The organism is Pedobacter sp. Leaf194, from assembly GCF_001423945.1.
In the GTDB taxonomy this organism is placed as follows: Bacteria; Bacteroidota; Bacteroidia; order Sphingobacteriales; family Sphingobacteriaceae; genus Pedobacter.
On the sequence record NZ_LMPU01000001.1, the window covers coordinates 561,508 to 577,331 of the forward strand.

The following is a 15,824-nucleotide window of genomic DNA, read 5'->3' on the forward strand; positions in this document are numbered from 1 at the left end:
ATTTTGAATTACGATTGTTGCTATACGGTTTACGAAACCGTTTATTTTTTAATGTCAGCGTAAACTGAGTCGGCACTTCTTTCTTCGGGTTTTATTTTAGTGCCATCTTTTAACGACTGGAAGCCTTCCAGCACGATTTTGTCGCCAACTTTTAAACCTTTTGTTACCACATAAAATTTATCCTTTGCCAGATCCATAATCTGAATTTCAGTACTGGTAACTTTCGCTGAATCGCCCAAAACATAAACAAATTTTTTGCCCTGTAAATCAACTGTTGATGTTTGAGGAACTAAAATTGCATTTTCAACTTTCTGTGGAATTCTAACGGAAGCACTTCCGCCGGATTTTAGCAAGGCAATTGGATTTGGAAACGTAGCTCTTAAACTAGCGGAACCAGTATTTGTATTTATCTGACTATTTATCGACTCTATTTTACCGTTTTGAGCATACACGGTTCCGTCGGCCAGTACCAGACTAACAGGCGGAATATTCTTCATTTGTTGCGAAAGCGTGTTGCCTTTATAAGTTTTCGAAAAGTCTAAAAGTTGCTTCTCGTTTAAGGAGAAGTAAGCATAAACTTTGGATGTATTTGAAACGGTTGTTAACGGCTCTGTGCTCGAACTGCTTACCAAACTTCCGGTACGGAAAGGGATACTGCCTACAATTCCATCAACCGGACTTGTAATGGAAGTATAGCCTAAATTTACCCGTGCATTTGCCAAGGTTGCTCTTGCCTGCGCAAGCGCAGCTTTTCTGCTTTGAAGTGTAAGTTGTGCGGCATCTAAATCGTATTTGCTGATGATGTCTTTCTCTACAAGTGGCTTTGTTTTATTAACCTGAAGCTGGGCTGCATTTACGTCTGCTTCGGCACTGCTGATGGCAGCTCTCGCCGTTCTAACTTCTTGTTCGTATTGTGGCGCCATAATGGTAAAAAGCAATTGTCCTTTCTTTACAACGGTACCTTCATCTACAAATATCTTTTGAATAAAACCATCTACTTTTGGGCGGATATCGATGTTCTGAATCCCTTCGATAGTTGCAGGATAATCTGAATTTAATTCTGTTGTTTGTGCGTTAACGGTAAAAACCGGGTAGGCTTGCGGACCTGCAGCCGCTGCGGCTGCAGCTTTTTTAGCATCGTCATTACCGCCGCATGATGCTAAAACCATAGCAATGCTGATACTGAAAAAGAGAGTTGTTACTTTTCTCATGGACTATTATTGTGTGTTGTTTAAAATTATCTCCGGATCAAAAGCGTTGTCAAAGTCGATGCTTTGAGTTTCGCAATTTGTGCCCAAAAATAGAGCCTAAAAAAAAATAAGTCTGTCCAAATTCTGTCATTTAATCAATCGATTGATTTATTTTGATAATGAAAAAGATGGCTACACGGTTTAAATAGCTGTTCTAAAGTATTTTATAACGGTTTTTTGCCTTAAATTTGATGTGTAAATAAATTGCGACAGAGGTTAAATACTGTTAATTAAAGCTGAATTGTAGTGTTTTAAAAACGATAAATGTGTTCAAAATCAGGCAATTTTCCCTTTGGTTAGTGTTTAAAGTACACGCTTATGTGATCACTCGAAATAGAATTTTCTAAGTTGCAGCGCAGTAGTACAAAAAATTTAGCAAATATTAAACACAATCAGCGTTTGCCTTCTAACTGATGTCGCCTTCAAAAACAAGTTTTGCAGGGCCACACAAGAAAACGTTTGTGAATTTGATTCCATCATAATCAAATTCTATTTTAATATCTCCGCCCAGCACCTTAATATTGGTTTTAATATGTCCGGTTTGATCTTTGTATTTTGCCATCGCCATTGCAACCGCAGTTACACCTGTTCCGCAAGCGTAGGTTTCATCCTCAACGCCACGCTCATAGGTACGAACAAATAAGTGGTCGCCTTTATCTTCAACAAAATTAACGTTTATGCCTTTTTCATTATAAGTAGAATTATACCTGATGTTTTTTCCGTTAGTAAAAACATCAAAACTATCCAGATTATTTTTTAGCGCTACATAATGTGGAGAGCCTGTATTTAACACAAATGCTTCACCATCATTGGTTATCGATTCAACATCAATCATTTGTAAATCAACCCAGTTACCATCGTCTGAAATTCTGGCATAATGAGCGCCATCAACTGCCAAAAAGTTAGTCTCTTTCTCTATAACGCCAAGGTATTTCGCAAAAGCAACAATGCAACGCCCACCATTACCACACATACTCCCCAACTTGCCATCAGCGTTGAAATAATGCATCTCAAAATCGTAGTCATCATGGCTCGTTAAAAACATCAATCCATCGGCTCCAATGCCAAATCTGCGGTGACAAAGCTGCTCTATTAAGGCATTATCGACACTATTTAGCGAACTCATCCTGTGGTCGATCAGAATAAAGTCGTTTCCAGCGCCCTGATATTTAAAGAAATTCATTTTCATTTTTTCTTCATTATTTACTGCAATATTTGAGTTGCAAAAGCCAATTGTGTGCATTTAATATTTAATTTAACATTTTTTAACACAGCTTTAGGTGCTTTGCAGTTACAAATATCGTTTATATGGTATTAAATTTGAAGATAGTTACGAAAGAAAATTTGAGCAGATAAAAACTGCCTGAGCATTCTGCTTAAATCAAAGTGAATTGATGCTCTCGCGAACCTTTATAAATTAACAAACTTAAATATTATAGGCAAACAATTAGCTAGCGATAATGCTTGTAATATCAGGGGATTAAAAAAAAATTATACAAACACATGAAAAAAATACTAGGAATTACAGTGTTGGCTGCTTTTATAGGTGGGGCAGCAGCAATTGGAGGTTACAAGCTATTTGAAAGTAACCAAACTGGCAGTACAATTTCTGAAAAACAGAATTTATACTTTGCCAATAATCCACTTAAGGTATCATCAGCTGGTACTGCAGATTTTACGCAGGCAGCGGCAGCAGTTGCGCCAGGCGTAGTTCACATTAAAACAACTTATGCTTCTAAAAGCGGCGGTAGAAGCGGTTCATCTCCTATGGATATGTTCGAGGATTTCTTTGGCGGTGGCGGAAGGCAGATGCAACGCCAGCCAAGAGCTGCATCGGGTTCGGGTGTGATCATTAGTCAGGATGGCTACATTGTTACCAATAACCACGTAGTTGAAAATGCGGAAAAAGTTGAAGTAATTTTAACCGACAGACGTAAAGTTGAAGCAAAAGTTATCGGTAGAGACCCGAATACGGATTTGGCACTTATCAAAGTAAATGCAACCAATTTGCCAGTTGTTAAATTTGGTAACTCTGATAATGTTCAGGTTGGCGAATGGGTATTGGCTGTTGGTTTCCCGTTAGATTTAAATACAACGGTAACCGCAGGTATCGTAAGTGCAAAAAACAGAAGTATCGGTATTATCGGTCGTGAGCAGGAAGGTGGTGAAATCACTGAGGAAGAATACAGAGAGTATCAGCGTACGGGTAAAAGACCAGATCGCCCTGCAAATACAAGCATCGAATCTTTTATTCAAACAGATGCGGCAATTAACCCGGGTAATAGCGGTGGTGCTTTAGTAAATGCGAATGGCGAACTGGTTGGTATTAATTCTGCAATTGCTTCTCAAAGTGGTTATAATCAAGGTTATGGCTTTGCCATTCCTGTAAATTTGGCTCGTAAAATCGTTGATGATTTTATGAAATATGGTTCAGTAAAACGTGGTTATATTGGAGTAAGTTTTGTTCCATTAAGTGCAGATAACCCGGCTGAAATTAAATCAAATGAGGTTAGCGGACTATACGTTAATGAGGTTGTTCCAGGTGGTGGCGGTGCTGTAGCCGGATTAAAATCTGGAGACGTGATTAAAAAGGTAGATGGCGTTGTAATTAATGATTCGCCTGATTTGCAAGAAAGAATTGGTCGTTTAAACCCAGGTGATAAAGTAAAATTGACTGTTTTAAGAGATGGTTCATTAAAAGATTTCACCGTAACTTTAAAGGGAGAATCTAGCGTTGGCGTGAACACCAACCTTGCAACGACCAAGAGTGTAGAGGTTTCAAAGCTGGGTGCAACTTTCGTGCCTGCAACACAAGCACAGAAATCGAAATACGGCGTTAATAGTGGCGTTGTTGTAAACTCTGTAGTTACAGGAAAAGCTTTCGACAATATTGGTGTTGAAAAAGGCTTGATCATTACAAAAGTAAATGGTCAGCCGGTAAATTCGGTTGCCGACGTTCAAAAAGCATTACCACAAACCCGAAATAACATGATTTATATGTCTGGGGTAAGTGCCCAGGGTACCTTTAATTTTAGTTTCCCTGCACAGTAATTGAAAGTTTAATATTTTACAAAAAGGGCTTGGTTTTTAATCAAGCCCTTTTTTTGTTTCAGGGTGAATGGTTAAAAACTGACGGTTTAGAATGCTTTGTGCTTCGGGATTGACTATAGCTTTAGAAAACTTACCTGGTTTTACTCGGCAAAAGCAAAGGAGCATATCCAACTTTGAGAAACTCTTTGGCACCTTGTTTTTAGTTTCTTGTAATGGCTTTAATTTATAAACCTGACATGAGCGGGCATGAAAGCCGAGTTTTTCTTTCGGCTGAATAAAGCGGTTGGCAGGACTATCGTAGCCGAAAAAGTGCAGAAATCTGCTTTCCAAATCAATTTTATTTGCCTGCAGTGAAGCGATTTTAAGAATTAGGTCGTTTTGTATATGAAACTTGTTCATTTTAAATTCATAAAAGGATTTTAGTTTCGCATATAAGAATTGGATATCGTTTGAATATTTACCGATATGCAAAGCAGTTTTAATCATATTTGAATTAGCAACAACCTGAATATTATGCCTTTAGCTTACATTAACCTTTGCGCTAAACAATATTTCAATTTCATGTGCAGCACAAATTTTGAACGCAGGGTTTTCCACGATACTTACCGCGAATTCCAAAAAAAATCAAGGCCGTTCAGTTGTAATGAAAATTTGCATACATTTTCAGAAATGCTATCGGCGAATGAGAAGGCAAAGGTTTTACACCAAAAACTCCAGTATTCGGTTATGACTAGCATTGATGCCCTGGAAAGCAAAATCCCCGTTTTAAATGACACAGATAGTAGGCCGATACTTTTCGATTTGGCGGAACTTCACATTTATTCTTCGGATTTATTGAACAAGGCAAACCACGTGGTTTCATTAACTTATACCAGTAAGCGGCTGGTTCTACACGAAATTGTTGGCGATTTATTGATTTTGAGTTACGATATCGAAAGCAACTTTAACAGGCCTTTTATGGTGAAAGTGACGAGCGATTTGAAAATAAATTACGAACAGCGGCAAGAAATGGTGTATAGTTAAATAAGCTGTTTCGCTGTTTTAGCTTATCAACCAATTTAGAGGAAGTGGGCTTTTAGGTCCCGGAATATGCGAAAACTCACTGCTTAAGCGAATTGGAGAGGTTGATAATGCATCGCAAAATTAGCTTTAAGGGCAAATTAAGCGGTATATTGGTAAATAATTAAAATAAAAAAAATAAAAAATTGATTAATAGGTATTTAACCATATCTTTGATGCAAATTAAAATACAATATAATGCAACAAGGAACAGTAAAATTTTTTAATGAAACTAAAGGTTTCGGATTTATCACTCCATCTAATGGCGATGCCGAAATTTTTGTTCATGCTTCAGGCTTAATTGACAACATTCGTGAGAATGATACCGTAAACTACGATGTAGAAGAAGGTAGAAAAGGCCTAAACGCGGTAAATGTTAAAGTAGCTTAAGAAAACTCGAACACATAAATCGTAAAAAGTCCCGATAAAAATCGGGACTTTTTTTATGGGCAAGATTTTTCAGAATGCCGGTTGCAAGCAGCTGTATAGTATCATTATCAAACTTTATCTCAATATTACCCTACAGTCGTTTTTCGATTTCCTGTCTGATAAACTCAGGTCTGAGGTCGTTATTCATCAATATCTTTGCGTTCTTATCGATTATAAAGAAGTAAGGGATGTTATAATCGCTCAGGTTTTTCGCATTCGGCGATTTAGCGCCCTTTAAATCTGAATACTGTGGCCAGCTTAATTTATCATCAGCGATTACATTTAGCCACCAATCTTTACGTTTATCAAGAGAAATGCCGATAAATTCCACGTCTTTCCCTTCAAAGCTTTTGTACATATCGGTTAACAATTTTGTATTCTCTCGTATTTTTGTGTTATAGGAAGTCCAAACAATAACAAGGTTAACTTTTTTGAGAATTTTCTTTTCAAAATTAGCGCCCTGTGGATTTTGGCCTTCAATTTCAGGCATAATATTTCCGGCCATCATTCTCGTCTTACGTGTTACCTGCTCAACAAAATTTTTCCCAGCCTCACTTTCTTTTACCGTTTTATCCAAACTATTAAATATTGCAACGTAACGTCCGGTATTTGTATCTATTTGGCCAAGTTGATCAAGCAAAAATAAAGTGTGGAGAGAAGAGGGATATTTTTTTGCGAAGGTTTCGATCATATTTAATTCGTTAGAGCTTCTTTTTTCCATCCAAAAGTCTAAATTTCTTGCCCTTTGTTCAACATTTGCGGAGGTAGACTTATCCAATGCAAGGGTTGCGCTGCTCACACTATCCATTACTTTTTTGCCCATCAACCGTTTCAATTTATAAAATGCTCTAAACTGCTCGGTTTCTTCGTTTGGCGCCGTGACGAAGGGGTAGACTTTATCGTCATTGGCATTTAAAACTGCTTCGAACGTTCCACTGTTGATGTAAAACCAAAACTCTCTATCGGTTGGGCCAATGGAGACCTTCAAGGCGACGTAGCCCTTTTTCTTAAAGTTTACTTTAAAAGTCTGTTTTTTATTGGTAATGTTTTCGACAAGGTATGTAACGCCGTTCTCAGGACTATAAATACTGATAACCGAATTTCTCGGAAAATTTTTAGTTGTCACATTAAATGTGGCCTGCCTGTTAATGCATCCGGATAGCAAACACATAAACAGAGCCGAACTTATGAGTAATTTCATCATAAAATTAATTTAATACTGCAATATAACGAAAAACTTAGTTATACAAAAGTTCCAAATATTCGTTTGCAGTTGCGACTGTTAATTCATTGTGGAAATGCATTTTTAATTAAAAATTCGCTACAAAAAACCTCAAATTTAAGCTCAAGCTGTCTGGTGGCATAAATCTTTTATGCCTAATCGATTTGGAATTTCCTGTCGGGAGAATAAATCGCCTTAGAATGTTTCTAAATAAATGTTTTATCGCTGATTTGTCATAATCGTTTATAAATTAAACTCATAATTAGATACTTTTGCAAGAAATTTAGATATAAATCCTAATCAAATGAGTGGTTTCGGAAATGCACTTTCTTCATCAATAGGAAGAAAATACGTGATGGGTATTACAGGTATATTCCTGATACTTTTTTTAATTGTACATGCTGGTATCAATTCGCTAATTTTTCTTGACGATAGCGGGTTGAAGTTTAACATTGGTGCACATTTTATGGCCACCAACTGGATCATCAGGGCTGGAGAGTACATTTTGTTTTTGGGTTTGCTGGTACACATTTACCAGGCGGTTAACCTGACTATTCAAAACAGAAAAGCCCGTCCGGAAGGTTATGCTGCATACAATGGTAATGCGAACAGTAAATGGTATAGCCGCTCAATGGGCTTGTTAGGTACGCTTTTACTTATTTTTCTGGTTATTCACCTGAAAGATTTCTGGGTAGTTTCTCGTTTTACAGGCATCCCGACGGTAGATGCAAATGGCAATGAAGATTTGTATGCGGTAATGAGGGAGAAATTTCAGGATCCGGTTCGGGTTATTGCCTACGTACTTTTAATGATTTCTTTATGTTACCATTTATTACACGGTTTTGCATCTGCATTTCAAACTATGGGTTGGAATCATTCTAAATATAATGGGATAATTAAAAGGGTAAGCGTTTGGTATGCAATCATCATTTCGGTTGTTTTCGCATTGATGCCGATTGCGGTTTACACACATTTAATCAATTAATTTTAGCACAAAAGAGATATGTCAGATATTAATTCAAATATTCCAGAAGGAGAATTAACCAATAAATGGACAAAATACAAGTCTTCTGTGCCTTTGGTTAACCCATCGAACAAGAGAACGATTGAAGTAATTATTGTTGGTTCAGGATTGGCTGGTGCTTCTGCGGCAGCAACTTTAGCCGAAATGGGTTACAAAGTTAAATGTTTCTGCTTTCAGGATTCTCCCCGCCGGGCGCACTCAATTGCAGCTCAGGGTGGTATAAATGCAGCGAAAAACTATCAGAATGATGGTGACAGCACTTACCGTCTTTTCTACGATACAATTAAAGGAGGTGATTACCGAGCCCGCGAAGCAAATGTTCATCGTTTGGCTGAAGTTAGCGCTAACATTATCGACCAATGCGTGGCGCAGGGTGTTCCTCTGGCCCGCGAATACGGCGGCTTGTTGGATAACCGATCTTTTGGTGGTACACAGGTTCAACGTACTTTTTATGCTGCAGGCCAAACTGGTCAGCAATTATTACTAGGTGCATATTCTGCTTTAGAACGCCAGATTGGTATGGGAAAAGTAGAAATGTATACCCGCCATGAAATGCTTGAAGTTGTTAAAATAGATGGTAAAGCACGTGGTATAATTGCAAGAAATTTAATAACAGGCGAAATCGAACGTCACTTCGGTCATGCGGTGGTTTTAGGAACGGGTGGTTACGGTAACGTATTCTATCTTTCTACAAATGCAATGGGAAGTAATGTTACAGCGGCCTGGAAAGCACACAAGCAAGGTGCTTATTTTGCAAATCCTTGCTACACGCAAATCCACCCAACCTGCATCCCGGTTTCAGGCGATCACCAGTCGAAACTAACCCTGATGTCCGAATCATTACGTAATGATGGCCGGATTTGGGTTCCTAAGAAAAAAGATGATACCCGCAAGGCTTCTGAAATTCCTGAAGATGAAAGAGATTATTATTTAGAGCGTCGTTATCCTGCTTTCGGTAACCTAGTTCCTCGTGATGTTGCATCGCGTGCTGCAAAAGAGCGTTGCGATGCCGGTTATGGCGTAGGTGCATCTAAACTTGCCGTTTACCTTGATTTCAAAGCAAACACAGAGCGTTACGGTAGAATCGAAGCCTCGAAAGCTGGTATTCACAATCCTGACAAAGAAACCTGCATGCGTTTAGGAACAGCTGTAATCAAAGAAAAATATGGTAACCTGTTCGACATGTATGCACAAATAACCGGTGAAAATCCTTACGAAACACCGATGCGTATCTATCCTGCGGTTCACTATACAATGGGCGGTTTATGGGTTGATTATAACTTGATGACATCTGTTCCTGGTTTATATTGCACAGGTGAAGCTAACTTTTCAGACCATGGTGCTAACCGGCTTGGTGCATCAGCCTTAATGCAGGGTTTGGCAGATGGTTACTTTGTACTTCCATACACAATTGGCGCTTATTTATCGAAAGAGATTTCAGTAAAAGCAATCCCAACCGATCACCCTGCCTTTGTAGAGGCTGAGGAAAGGGCAGTTGGCATATTAAATAAACTGGTTAATATCAAAGGAACGAAATCGGTAGATCATTTCCACAAACGTTTGGGCCACATTATGTGGGAAAAATGTGGTATGGCCCGTAATGCAGAAGGTTTAAACGAAGCCATTCGCGATATCAGAGCTTTGCGTGCCGAATTCTGGAGTAATGTTCGTGTTCCGGGTACCGTGAACGAATTAAATCCTGAATTGGAAAAAGCCGGACGTGTTGCAGACTTTATCGAACTCGGTGAACTAATGTGTATTGATGCACTCGACCGGAATGAAAGTTGTGGCGGTCACTTCCGTGAGGAGTACCAGACTGAAGAAGGTGAGGCATTACGCGATGATGTTAATTATGCCTACGTTGCTGCATGGGAGTTTAAAGAAGGCGTACAATTCGAACTGCACAAAGAAGAGTTGAAGTTTGAAAATATTAAAGTAGCACAAAGAAGTTATAAATAGTATTTAGCGATTAGTAGTAAGTATCTAGATGACATCTACCTGCTAACTACTAAGTACTAACTACCTAAAATCTCAATATCATGAGTACAGGAAATATGAACTTAACGCTAAAAGTTTGGCGTCAGAAAAATAACAACACCAAAGGTGCTTTGGTCGATTATAAACTGTCTGGCATTTCTCCGGATATGTCATTTTTGGAGATGTTCGATGTTTTAAACGAAGATCTTATTAACAAAGGCGAAGAGCCTGTGGTATTCGATCACGATTGCCGTGAAGGTATTTGCGGGATGTGCTCAATGTTTATCAACGGCCGGCCACACGGGCCTAAAGATTTGGTTACAACATGCCAACTGCATATGCGCTCGTTTAAAGACGGAGATACAATTGTTGTGGAGCCTTGGAGAGCTGCTGCATTTCCAGTGGTTAAAGATTTAACCGTAGATCGGTCAGCATTCGATAGAGTTATTGCCGCTGGTGGTTTTATTTCGGTAAATACTGGTAATGCGCAAGATGCCAATAACCTTCCGATTCCGAAAATGCATGCTGATGCTGCTTTTGAAGCGGCTGCATGTATTGGTTGCGGCGCATGTGTTGCTACCTGTAAAAATGCCTCAGCAATGTTATTCGTATCTGCCAAGATATCTCAGTTGGCCTTGTTACCTCAAGGGCAGCCAGAGCGTTATCGCCGCGTGCAAAGTATGGTAGCGCAAATGGATGCTGAAGGCTTTGGTAACTGTACCAATACAGGTGCATGCGAGGCAGAATGCCCTAAAGGTATTTCATTAGAAAACATCGCCCGTATGAACCGCGATTTCGCTTCAGCGAAGTTTATTTCAGAAGAAACGATTTAAAAAATATACTGTGCATTCCGGTTAATTCCGGAAGCTTTAGCCTCGAACTTGTTCGGGGCTTTTTCGTTTAATAACTAGTGTACTGTAAATCATAAAAGGTAAACAAAAACATTCGAAACCAAATTGGGTAGAAAGTGAAACAAACTATAATTTGCAAAAATCATAAAAACTCTATGTTAGCATATCAATTATTTGCATGATTAAAAATTTTATTCTGTAAAATTTGTATATACATTAAAGATTTTATAAATTTATTGTTCCGAGACAGGAGAGAAAACATAAAACCCCGGCAGTTTGTCGGGGCTTTGTGTTTTTGAGGGATATTAATTTGATGCAGGTTTACGAGAGTTTAAAATTTACAGGCAGGTCGCACTTTGCCCTAAATGGTTTTCCTGATTCGTCAAATGCCGGAACCCATTTAGGTGAATTTTTTACCGCTCTTAAAGCTTCAGCATCAGTTTCTTTAGATAAGCCTTTCGCCACCTGAATATTGGATAATGAGCCGTCTATTTCAACAACAAAAGAAATCAATACTTTCCCCTGGACATTGTTTTTCTTCGCAATCGTTGGGTACTTCAAGGTCTTGGCTAAATAACTGAAAAGTTTCGGCTGCCCTCCAGGAAATACCGGGCTTTTAATTTTATTATTACCCAAAGCAGATTTTTTAGAATTTGCGGAACCATTGGCGTCGAAGTTGATGCTCAAATTATACTTCACCTGAACAGGTTTTCCGTTTACCATGCCCGGGTTCCATTTCGGTGAGGCTTGAAGAACTCTTATGGCCTCCGCGTTCGTTTCTTTACTCAAGCCCCTTATAACCTGAATATTGCTTAGCTTACCTGATTCTTCAACAATAAAAGAAAGGAATACTTTGCCTGATGTTTTATTTGCCTTGGCTTCTGCCGGATATTTGATATTAGCTCCAAGATACTGGTAAAATTTTGCCATTCCACCCGGATATTGTGGTGTTTTATCTACCGAAACAAAATCGTACACTTTTTGAGCGTAGCTTTCTGCGCTGCCTGCAAGCATTATTGCTGACAACATTAATAAGATCATTAGTTTTTTCATAGGGATAAGATTTATATTTTATGATAATTGACTTTAATTTTTTGCAAAACGCTTCCATCTCTTCATTTAAAATGAAAAATCGACCCTTGGCGCTAAAATTTTGTTAGTTCTTGTCTGCGGGTTTCGGCTGCCCTTTTAAAATTTTGCCGGGTTTGGTTGTAATTATAACAACACCATTGCTTGCTTGCGGGCCGTACTTAGCAATTGCGCTGTCTTTTTTTAGTATTGAGATGCTTTGTATGCTGTCGGGACTAATCCAGTGCATTTCGTCTTTTTCAATTTTCTGCCCATCAAGAATATAAACTGCATCGGTTATCCGGTTTGGCAAACGCTTAGAAGCCGGCACCAAAGATTTAGACGCTTCATCAACAGTTGTTATCGAATTTGTCTCAGCTGGTTTTGGATAAAATTTTAAATCGCTTATTTTAGTTATACCTTCGGAGCTTACTGATTTGTCAAAATCAGGATAGCGGGCATTTTTTCTTCCGGATTTTGTTGTGATAAAAATTACACCATCAGCGGCTTCAAGTCCAAATGATTTTATCGCGGCTTCATTTTTTACAATTTTAATTTCTGCAATAGAATCTGGAATTAAATTGCCATGCGCAAGGTCTGAATCAAGCTGTTTTACGCCATCGATGATGTAAATTGGCTTCCGTATTCCTTTAACTTTCAACAAAGGCGACTTACTAAACAGGCTATCGTAAACTTGTGCATTTACGCTGCCGATGCCACCAGTTATCAACGCCAATACTAAGAATATTGCTTTCATAGTGACTAAAGTTCTGGTTTAGAAAAATAATGATTGGCAGACTTATCAATTGTGAGTTCGGAAATTGCCGGTCTTCTAAAGATGTCGTTTTTATGCTTTCTGGATGTAATTATCAACACACCATTTTTCCCTTTAGGGCCGTAGATGGATATTGCGCTTGCGTCTTTTAAAACTGAAATTGATTCTATCGTTTCCGGCGCAATGAATTTCAATGCATTTTTTTCTTGCGCTATGCCGTCTAATATAACCATGGGGCCGTTAATGCCGTCTGCATCACCTATCCCTCTCAGGGTAATTCTACCACTTTCCTGAATTGGCTTCGTTACAAAAGCTTTACTTTCAGAATTTTCTAAGCTAAAATTAATGTTAATATTATATTTTACCCGCACTGGTTTGCCGTTCTGGATGCCGGGGAGCCATTTTGGCGATTTTTCCAACACCCGTATGGCTTCTTCATCTGTTCCGCTGCCCAATCCTCTTGTTATCTGGATGTCGCTCAGCGCACCATCTTTTTCAACCGTGAAAGAAAGATACACTTTGCCTTGAACGTTGTCCTCCTGCGCCTCCTTCGGATATTTCATGTTCTTACCCAGAAATTCGTAGAACTTTTTCATTCCCCCCTCAAATTGCGGAACCTTCTCTATGCTTACAAAATCGTAAACTTTTCCACTATTAATGCTTTCTGTCTCTGTAGTTTCTGTGGCAGGGGCAAAACCCACAACACTTAGTTGCGCCAGTTCTTTATGGTCTTTAATATCACCCGTGGCTTCGTTTTGAATTTCAGCATCAGAGCCATCCAAACGGAAAGCTACCTTTAAAGCATATTTTCCATTCTCGACCTCTTTAAATCCTTTATAAGATAAAATGGCCTTCATCACTTCTTCATCACAACCTTTACCCAGGTCGGTGTTGGTGCTTAAATCGCTTACTTTCCCATTTCTCAAAGTAAATTTAACAAGTGCATTTCCTTGTAAATCGCTTTCCTGGGCATCTTTAGGATATACAATTGTTTTGCTCATGAACTGATAAAAGTCTTTCCAATCCCGTTCAACAGGTACGTTTTCTACAACAACTTTTACGGGTTGCTTTGCTGCGTACGTAAACTGGATTGGTTTAGTTACCATTTCCTGAACGAGCTCAACAGGTTTTTCTAACGGAATCTGGTCGGAAAGTGCAAGTAACTTTTCGTTTTTGCGAATAGTGGCCGATGAGAATACGATGAAGATCGCAAACAAAGGTATCGATATCCCATATTTTAGTACCGCAGTTTTCTTTGATCGCTCTTTGTGCAGCATATAAATGCGCTTTTTAATCAAAGATTTATCGAAAAAATTGCTTGTTAAGGCCGTTGGACTGATTCCAAACGATTTGCTCAAAATCAACATTGCATATTCCGCCTTATCGCCCTGAAATTTAGCGGCGTGATCATCTGCTAAAAATTCATGGATGTTTTTAATTGCTTTTTTATAGAGATAAATGACCGGGTTAAGCCAGGTTATGATTCCAATTAGCTCGAAAAAAAGCACATCAAGTGTATGCCACTGTTTAATGTGCGCCTCCTCATGGCTGTCAATAACATTTCGCTGTGGCAATTCTTTATCAATAACCTTTTTGCCAAAGAATGAAAATGCAGAACCTCTTTCAGCATTTTTAATCAATTTATTAACCGCAAAAAGATTAAAAATTAACCTGCAAAGAAAAAATAAAATGCCACCACAATAAATGTAAACAATTAAGTTAGCCCAATTAAAACCTTCATGCACATCAGTTACAATGGTTGCCTGTTGCAAAACGGCGTCCCATTTAACTGTTGTGTAAACCTGCTGTGCTGCTTTTTGCTCAGTAAGCCATTCTAAACGGATAAATGGTATGCTAAGCGACAATATGCCGGCAGCAACCAGATAAACACGATTTAATGTAAAGTAGGTTTCTTTATCTAATAGCAATTTATAGAAGCCATAAAAAACAATCAGATATAAGTTTACCTGCAGAAGGTAATGGGCAAAACTCATCTTGGTTTGTGTTTAATTTTATTAATCATCTTTAAAATTTCATCCACATCACTTAAATCCAGCTTTTCTTCCTTAACGAAAAATGAGAACATACTTTCTACGGAGTTTTCAAAATAATTGCCGAGCAACTTTTCAGTAGCATGGCGCTTATATTCTTCTTTACTAATTAAGGGATGGTACTGGTGTGCTTTTCCAAAAGCTTCATGGCCGATGAATCCTTTGGTTTCGAGGATTCTAATGATGGTAGATACGGTGTTATAAGCAGGCTTTGGAATCGGTAACTCGTCAATCACCTCTTTTACAAATGCTTTTTCCAACTGCCACAAAACTTGCATTATCTGTTCTTCGGCTTTGGTTAAATCTTTAATATCCATTTTATTTTAAATTATAGGAAAGGACGTTATACGTCTGTAATATTAAAGTTAAAACTAATTTGTTAGTTAAGCAAATTTTTGGGCGAATATTTTTGGGTTGTTTTTAGCTATATTTTTATGAGGTTGTGCTTAATTCCATAAACCACCAAACCGGTTCGGGTTTTTATGTTGAGCTTGGCAAAAAGTGATTCGCGGTAGTTATCAACTGTTCTGGGGCTGATGTTCATTAAATCTGCTATCTCTTTGTAGGTAAGTTCGGTACTACAATGCTGAAGAAATATGTGTTCTTTTTCGGTAATCAGTGGTTTTGGCTCGTCTTGTTTCAAAGAAAAAAGTAGTCGGCCGGAAACCATTTCGTTGATGTAAAATCCTTTTTCTTTTACGGCTTTGATGGCGATAACCAAATCTGTAGGTGTAGAACCTTTTAAAATGTAGCCGCCTGCACCTGCTTTAAGCATTCCGATTATTGCGTTTTCATCCTCATGCATGCTTAATGCAAGAACATTTACCGATGGATGAGTTTTTTTTACATATTTTGTAGCCGCATAGCCATCCATAACCGGCATATTGATGTCCATTAGAATAATCTGAACTTCCGGGTGTTGTGCAATTTTTTTTTGCATATCTACGCCGTTAGTTGCCTGAAATAAGACGTTTATTTCTGCAAATTCGGCTAAGAGGTTTGCCAGGCCCGAGCGAAAAAGTGTGTGGTCATCTACTATTCCAATTAAAAGAGGTTCTGTTTGCATA

The 15,824-nt window shown here is 38.4% G+C and carries 15 protein-coding genes; 6 read left to right on the forward strand and 9 right to left on the reverse strand.

All coding sequences use genetic code 11. From position 1 onward, the window contains the following. Positions 1–41: 41 nt before the first annotated feature. Together ASG14_RS02570 and dapF are read right to left on the reverse strand one after the other, a co-directional pair. Positions 42–1,211, reverse strand: a complete 1,170-nt coding sequence (locus ASG14_RS02570) for an efflux RND transporter periplasmic adaptor subunit (RefSeq protein WP_056869490.1) — start codon at positions 1,209–1,211, stop codon at positions 42–44. A gap of 445 nt (positions 1,212–1,656) precedes the next feature. Next, on the reverse strand, positions 1,657–2,439 hold the full coding sequence (dapF, locus tag ASG14_RS02575; protein WP_056869491.1) for a diaminopimelate epimerase: 783 nt from the start codon (positions 2,437–2,439) through the stop codon (positions 1,657–1,659). A 314-nt stretch (positions 2,440–2,753) separates the two neighbouring features. Between dapF and ASG14_RS02580 the strand changes: the two genes are divergently transcribed. Next, positions 2,754–4,301 carry a trypsin-like peptidase domain-containing protein gene (locus ASG14_RS02580; protein ID WP_056869492.1) on the forward strand — a complete coding sequence of 516 codons (1,548 nt, stop codon included), beginning with the start codon at positions 2,754–2,756 and terminating at the stop codon, positions 4,299–4,301. Positions 4,302–4,337: 36 nt separating this feature from the next. Here the strand turns inward: ASG14_RS02580 and ASG14_RS02585 are convergent, their stop codons facing one another. Beyond that, on the reverse strand, positions 4,338–4,787 hold the full coding sequence (locus tag ASG14_RS02585) for a hypothetical protein (RefSeq protein WP_056869493.1): 450 nt from the start codon (positions 4,785–4,787) through the stop codon (positions 4,338–4,340). A gap of 27 nt (positions 4,788–4,814) precedes the next feature. On the opposite strand from ASG14_RS02585, the gene ASG14_RS02590 reads away from it, so the two are divergent. Both ASG14_RS02590 and ASG14_RS02595 read left to right on the forward strand, forming a co-directional pair. Further along, complete coding sequence (locus ASG14_RS02590) at positions 4,815–5,324, forward strand: hypothetical protein (protein ID WP_056869494.1); 510 nt, start codon at positions 4,815–4,817, stop codon at positions 5,322–5,324. Positions 5,325–5,558: 234 nt separating this feature from the next. Next, a complete protein-coding gene (locus ASG14_RS02595) occupies positions 5,559–5,750 on the forward strand; it encodes a cold-shock protein (protein WP_010599638.1) in 192 nt (63 codons plus the stop codon). Positions 5,751–5,880: 130 nt separating this feature from the next. Here ASG14_RS02595 and ASG14_RS02600 read toward each other — a convergent pair whose 3' ends face one another. Further along, positions 5,881–6,993: a thioredoxin family protein gene (locus ASG14_RS02600; protein ID WP_082491307.1), complete on the reverse strand. Its 1,113-nt coding sequence runs from the start codon at positions 6,991–6,993 to the stop codon at positions 5,881–5,883. Positions 6,994–7,315: 322 nt separating this feature from the next. On the opposite strand from ASG14_RS02600, the gene ASG14_RS02605 reads away from it, so the two are divergent. The 3 genes from ASG14_RS02605 (at position 7,316) to ASG14_RS02615 (ending at position 10,845) form a co-directional block, all read left to right on the forward strand. Further along, positions 7,316–7,996, forward strand: a complete 681-nt coding sequence (locus ASG14_RS02605; RefSeq protein ID WP_056869496.1) for a succinate dehydrogenase cytochrome b subunit — start codon at positions 7,316–7,318, stop codon at positions 7,994–7,996. An 18-nt stretch (positions 7,997–8,014) separates the two neighbouring features. Continuing rightward, the gene (locus ASG14_RS02610) at positions 8,015–9,994 is read left to right on the forward strand and encodes a fumarate reductase/succinate dehydrogenase flavoprotein subunit (RefSeq protein ID WP_056869497.1); all 1,980 of its coding nucleotides are present in this window, start codon (positions 8,015–8,017) and stop codon (positions 9,992–9,994) included. A gap of 80 nt (positions 9,995–10,074) precedes the next feature. Then, positions 10,075–10,845, forward strand: coding sequence for a succinate dehydrogenase/fumarate reductase iron-sulfur subunit (locus tag ASG14_RS02615; RefSeq protein WP_056869498.1), 771 nt, complete (start codon positions 10,075–10,077; stop codon positions 10,843–10,845). 339 nt (positions 10,846–11,184) lie between these two features. Here the strand turns inward: ASG14_RS02615 and ASG14_RS02620 are convergent, their stop codons facing one another. The 5 genes from ASG14_RS02620 to ASG14_RS02640 form a co-directional block, all read right to left on the reverse strand. Continuing rightward, entirely contained in the window at positions 11,185–11,916 is a 732-nt protein-coding gene (locus ASG14_RS02620; RefSeq protein ID WP_056869499.1) for an energy transducer TonB, read from the reverse strand. 103 nt (positions 11,917–12,019) lie between these two features. Further along, complete coding sequence (locus ASG14_RS02625) at positions 12,020–12,688, reverse strand: TonB-dependent receptor plug domain-containing protein (protein WP_056869500.1); 669 nt, start codon at positions 12,686–12,688, stop codon at positions 12,020–12,022. A gap of 5 nt (positions 12,689–12,693) precedes the next feature. Further along, positions 12,694–14,700 carry a M56 family metallopeptidase gene (locus tag ASG14_RS02630; RefSeq protein ID WP_056869501.1) on the reverse strand — a complete coding sequence of 669 codons (2,007 nt, stop codon included), beginning with the start codon at positions 14,698–14,700 and terminating at the stop codon, positions 12,694–12,696. Next, positions 14,697–15,074: a BlaI/MecI/CopY family transcriptional regulator gene (locus ASG14_RS02635; RefSeq protein WP_056869502.1), complete on the reverse strand. Its 378-nt coding sequence runs from the start codon at positions 15,072–15,074 to the stop codon at positions 14,697–14,699. Before ASG14_RS02635 ends, ASG14_RS02630 begins: the two co-directional genes overlap by 4 nt. Positions 15,075–15,181: 107 nt before the next feature. Then, the gene (locus ASG14_RS02640; protein ID WP_056869503.1) at positions 15,182–15,823 is read right to left on the reverse strand and encodes a response regulator transcription factor; all 642 of its coding nucleotides are present in this window, start codon (positions 15,821–15,823) and stop codon (positions 15,182–15,184) included. Position 15,824 lies beyond the last annotated feature (1 nt).

What these genes read in the sequence shown, in the direction of transcription:
- ASG14_RS02570 (WP_056869490.1), bottom strand. Translation starts at nt 1,211, where the DNA reads ATGAGAAAAGTAACAACTCTCTTTTTCAGTATCAGCATTGCTATGGTT.
- dapF (WP_056869491.1), bottom strand. Translation starts at nt 2,439, where the DNA reads ATGAAAATGAATTTCTTTAAATATCAGGGCGCTGGAAACGACTTTATT.
- ASG14_RS02580 (WP_056869492.1), top strand. Translation starts at nt 2,754, where the DNA reads ATGAAAAAAATACTAGGAATTACAGTGTTGGCTGCTTTTATAGGTGGG.
- ASG14_RS02585 (WP_056869493.1), bottom strand. Translation starts at nt 4,787, where the DNA reads ATGATTAAAACTGCTTTGCATATCGGTAAATATTCAAACGATATCCAA.
- ASG14_RS02590 (WP_056869494.1), top strand. Translation starts at nt 4,815, where the DNA reads ATGCCTTTAGCTTACATTAACCTTTGCGCTAAACAATATTTCAATTTC.
- ASG14_RS02595 (WP_010599638.1), top strand. Translation starts at nt 5,559, where the DNA reads ATGCAACAAGGAACAGTAAAATTTTTTAATGAAACTAAAGGTTTCGGA.
- ASG14_RS02600 (WP_082491307.1), bottom strand. Translation starts at nt 6,993, where the DNA reads ATGATGAAATTACTCATAAGTTCGGCTCTGTTTATGTGTTTGCTATCC.
- ASG14_RS02605 (WP_056869496.1), top strand. Translation starts at nt 7,316, where the DNA reads ATGAGTGGTTTCGGAAATGCACTTTCTTCATCAATAGGAAGAAAATAC.
- ASG14_RS02610 (WP_056869497.1), top strand. Translation starts at nt 8,015, where the DNA reads ATGTCAGATATTAATTCAAATATTCCAGAAGGAGAATTAACCAATAAA.
- ASG14_RS02615 (WP_056869498.1), top strand. Translation starts at nt 10,075, where the DNA reads ATGAGTACAGGAAATATGAACTTAACGCTAAAAGTTTGGCGTCAGAAA.
- ASG14_RS02620 (WP_056869499.1), bottom strand. Translation starts at nt 11,916, where the DNA reads ATGAAAAAACTAATGATCTTATTAATGTTGTCAGCAATAATGCTTGCA.
- ASG14_RS02625 (WP_056869500.1), bottom strand. Translation starts at nt 12,688, where the DNA reads ATGAAAGCAATATTCTTAGTATTGGCGTTGATAACTGGTGGCATCGGC.
- ASG14_RS02630 (WP_056869501.1), bottom strand. Translation starts at nt 14,700, where the DNA reads ATGAGTTTTGCCCATTACCTTCTGCAGGTAAACTTATATCTGATTGTT.
- ASG14_RS02635 (WP_056869502.1), bottom strand. Translation starts at nt 15,074, where the DNA reads ATGGATATTAAAGATTTAACCAAAGCCGAAGAACAGATAATGCAAGTT.
- ASG14_RS02640 (WP_056869503.1), bottom strand. Translation starts at nt 15,823, where the DNA reads ATGCAAACAGAACCTCTTTTAATTGGAATAGTAGATGACCACACACTT.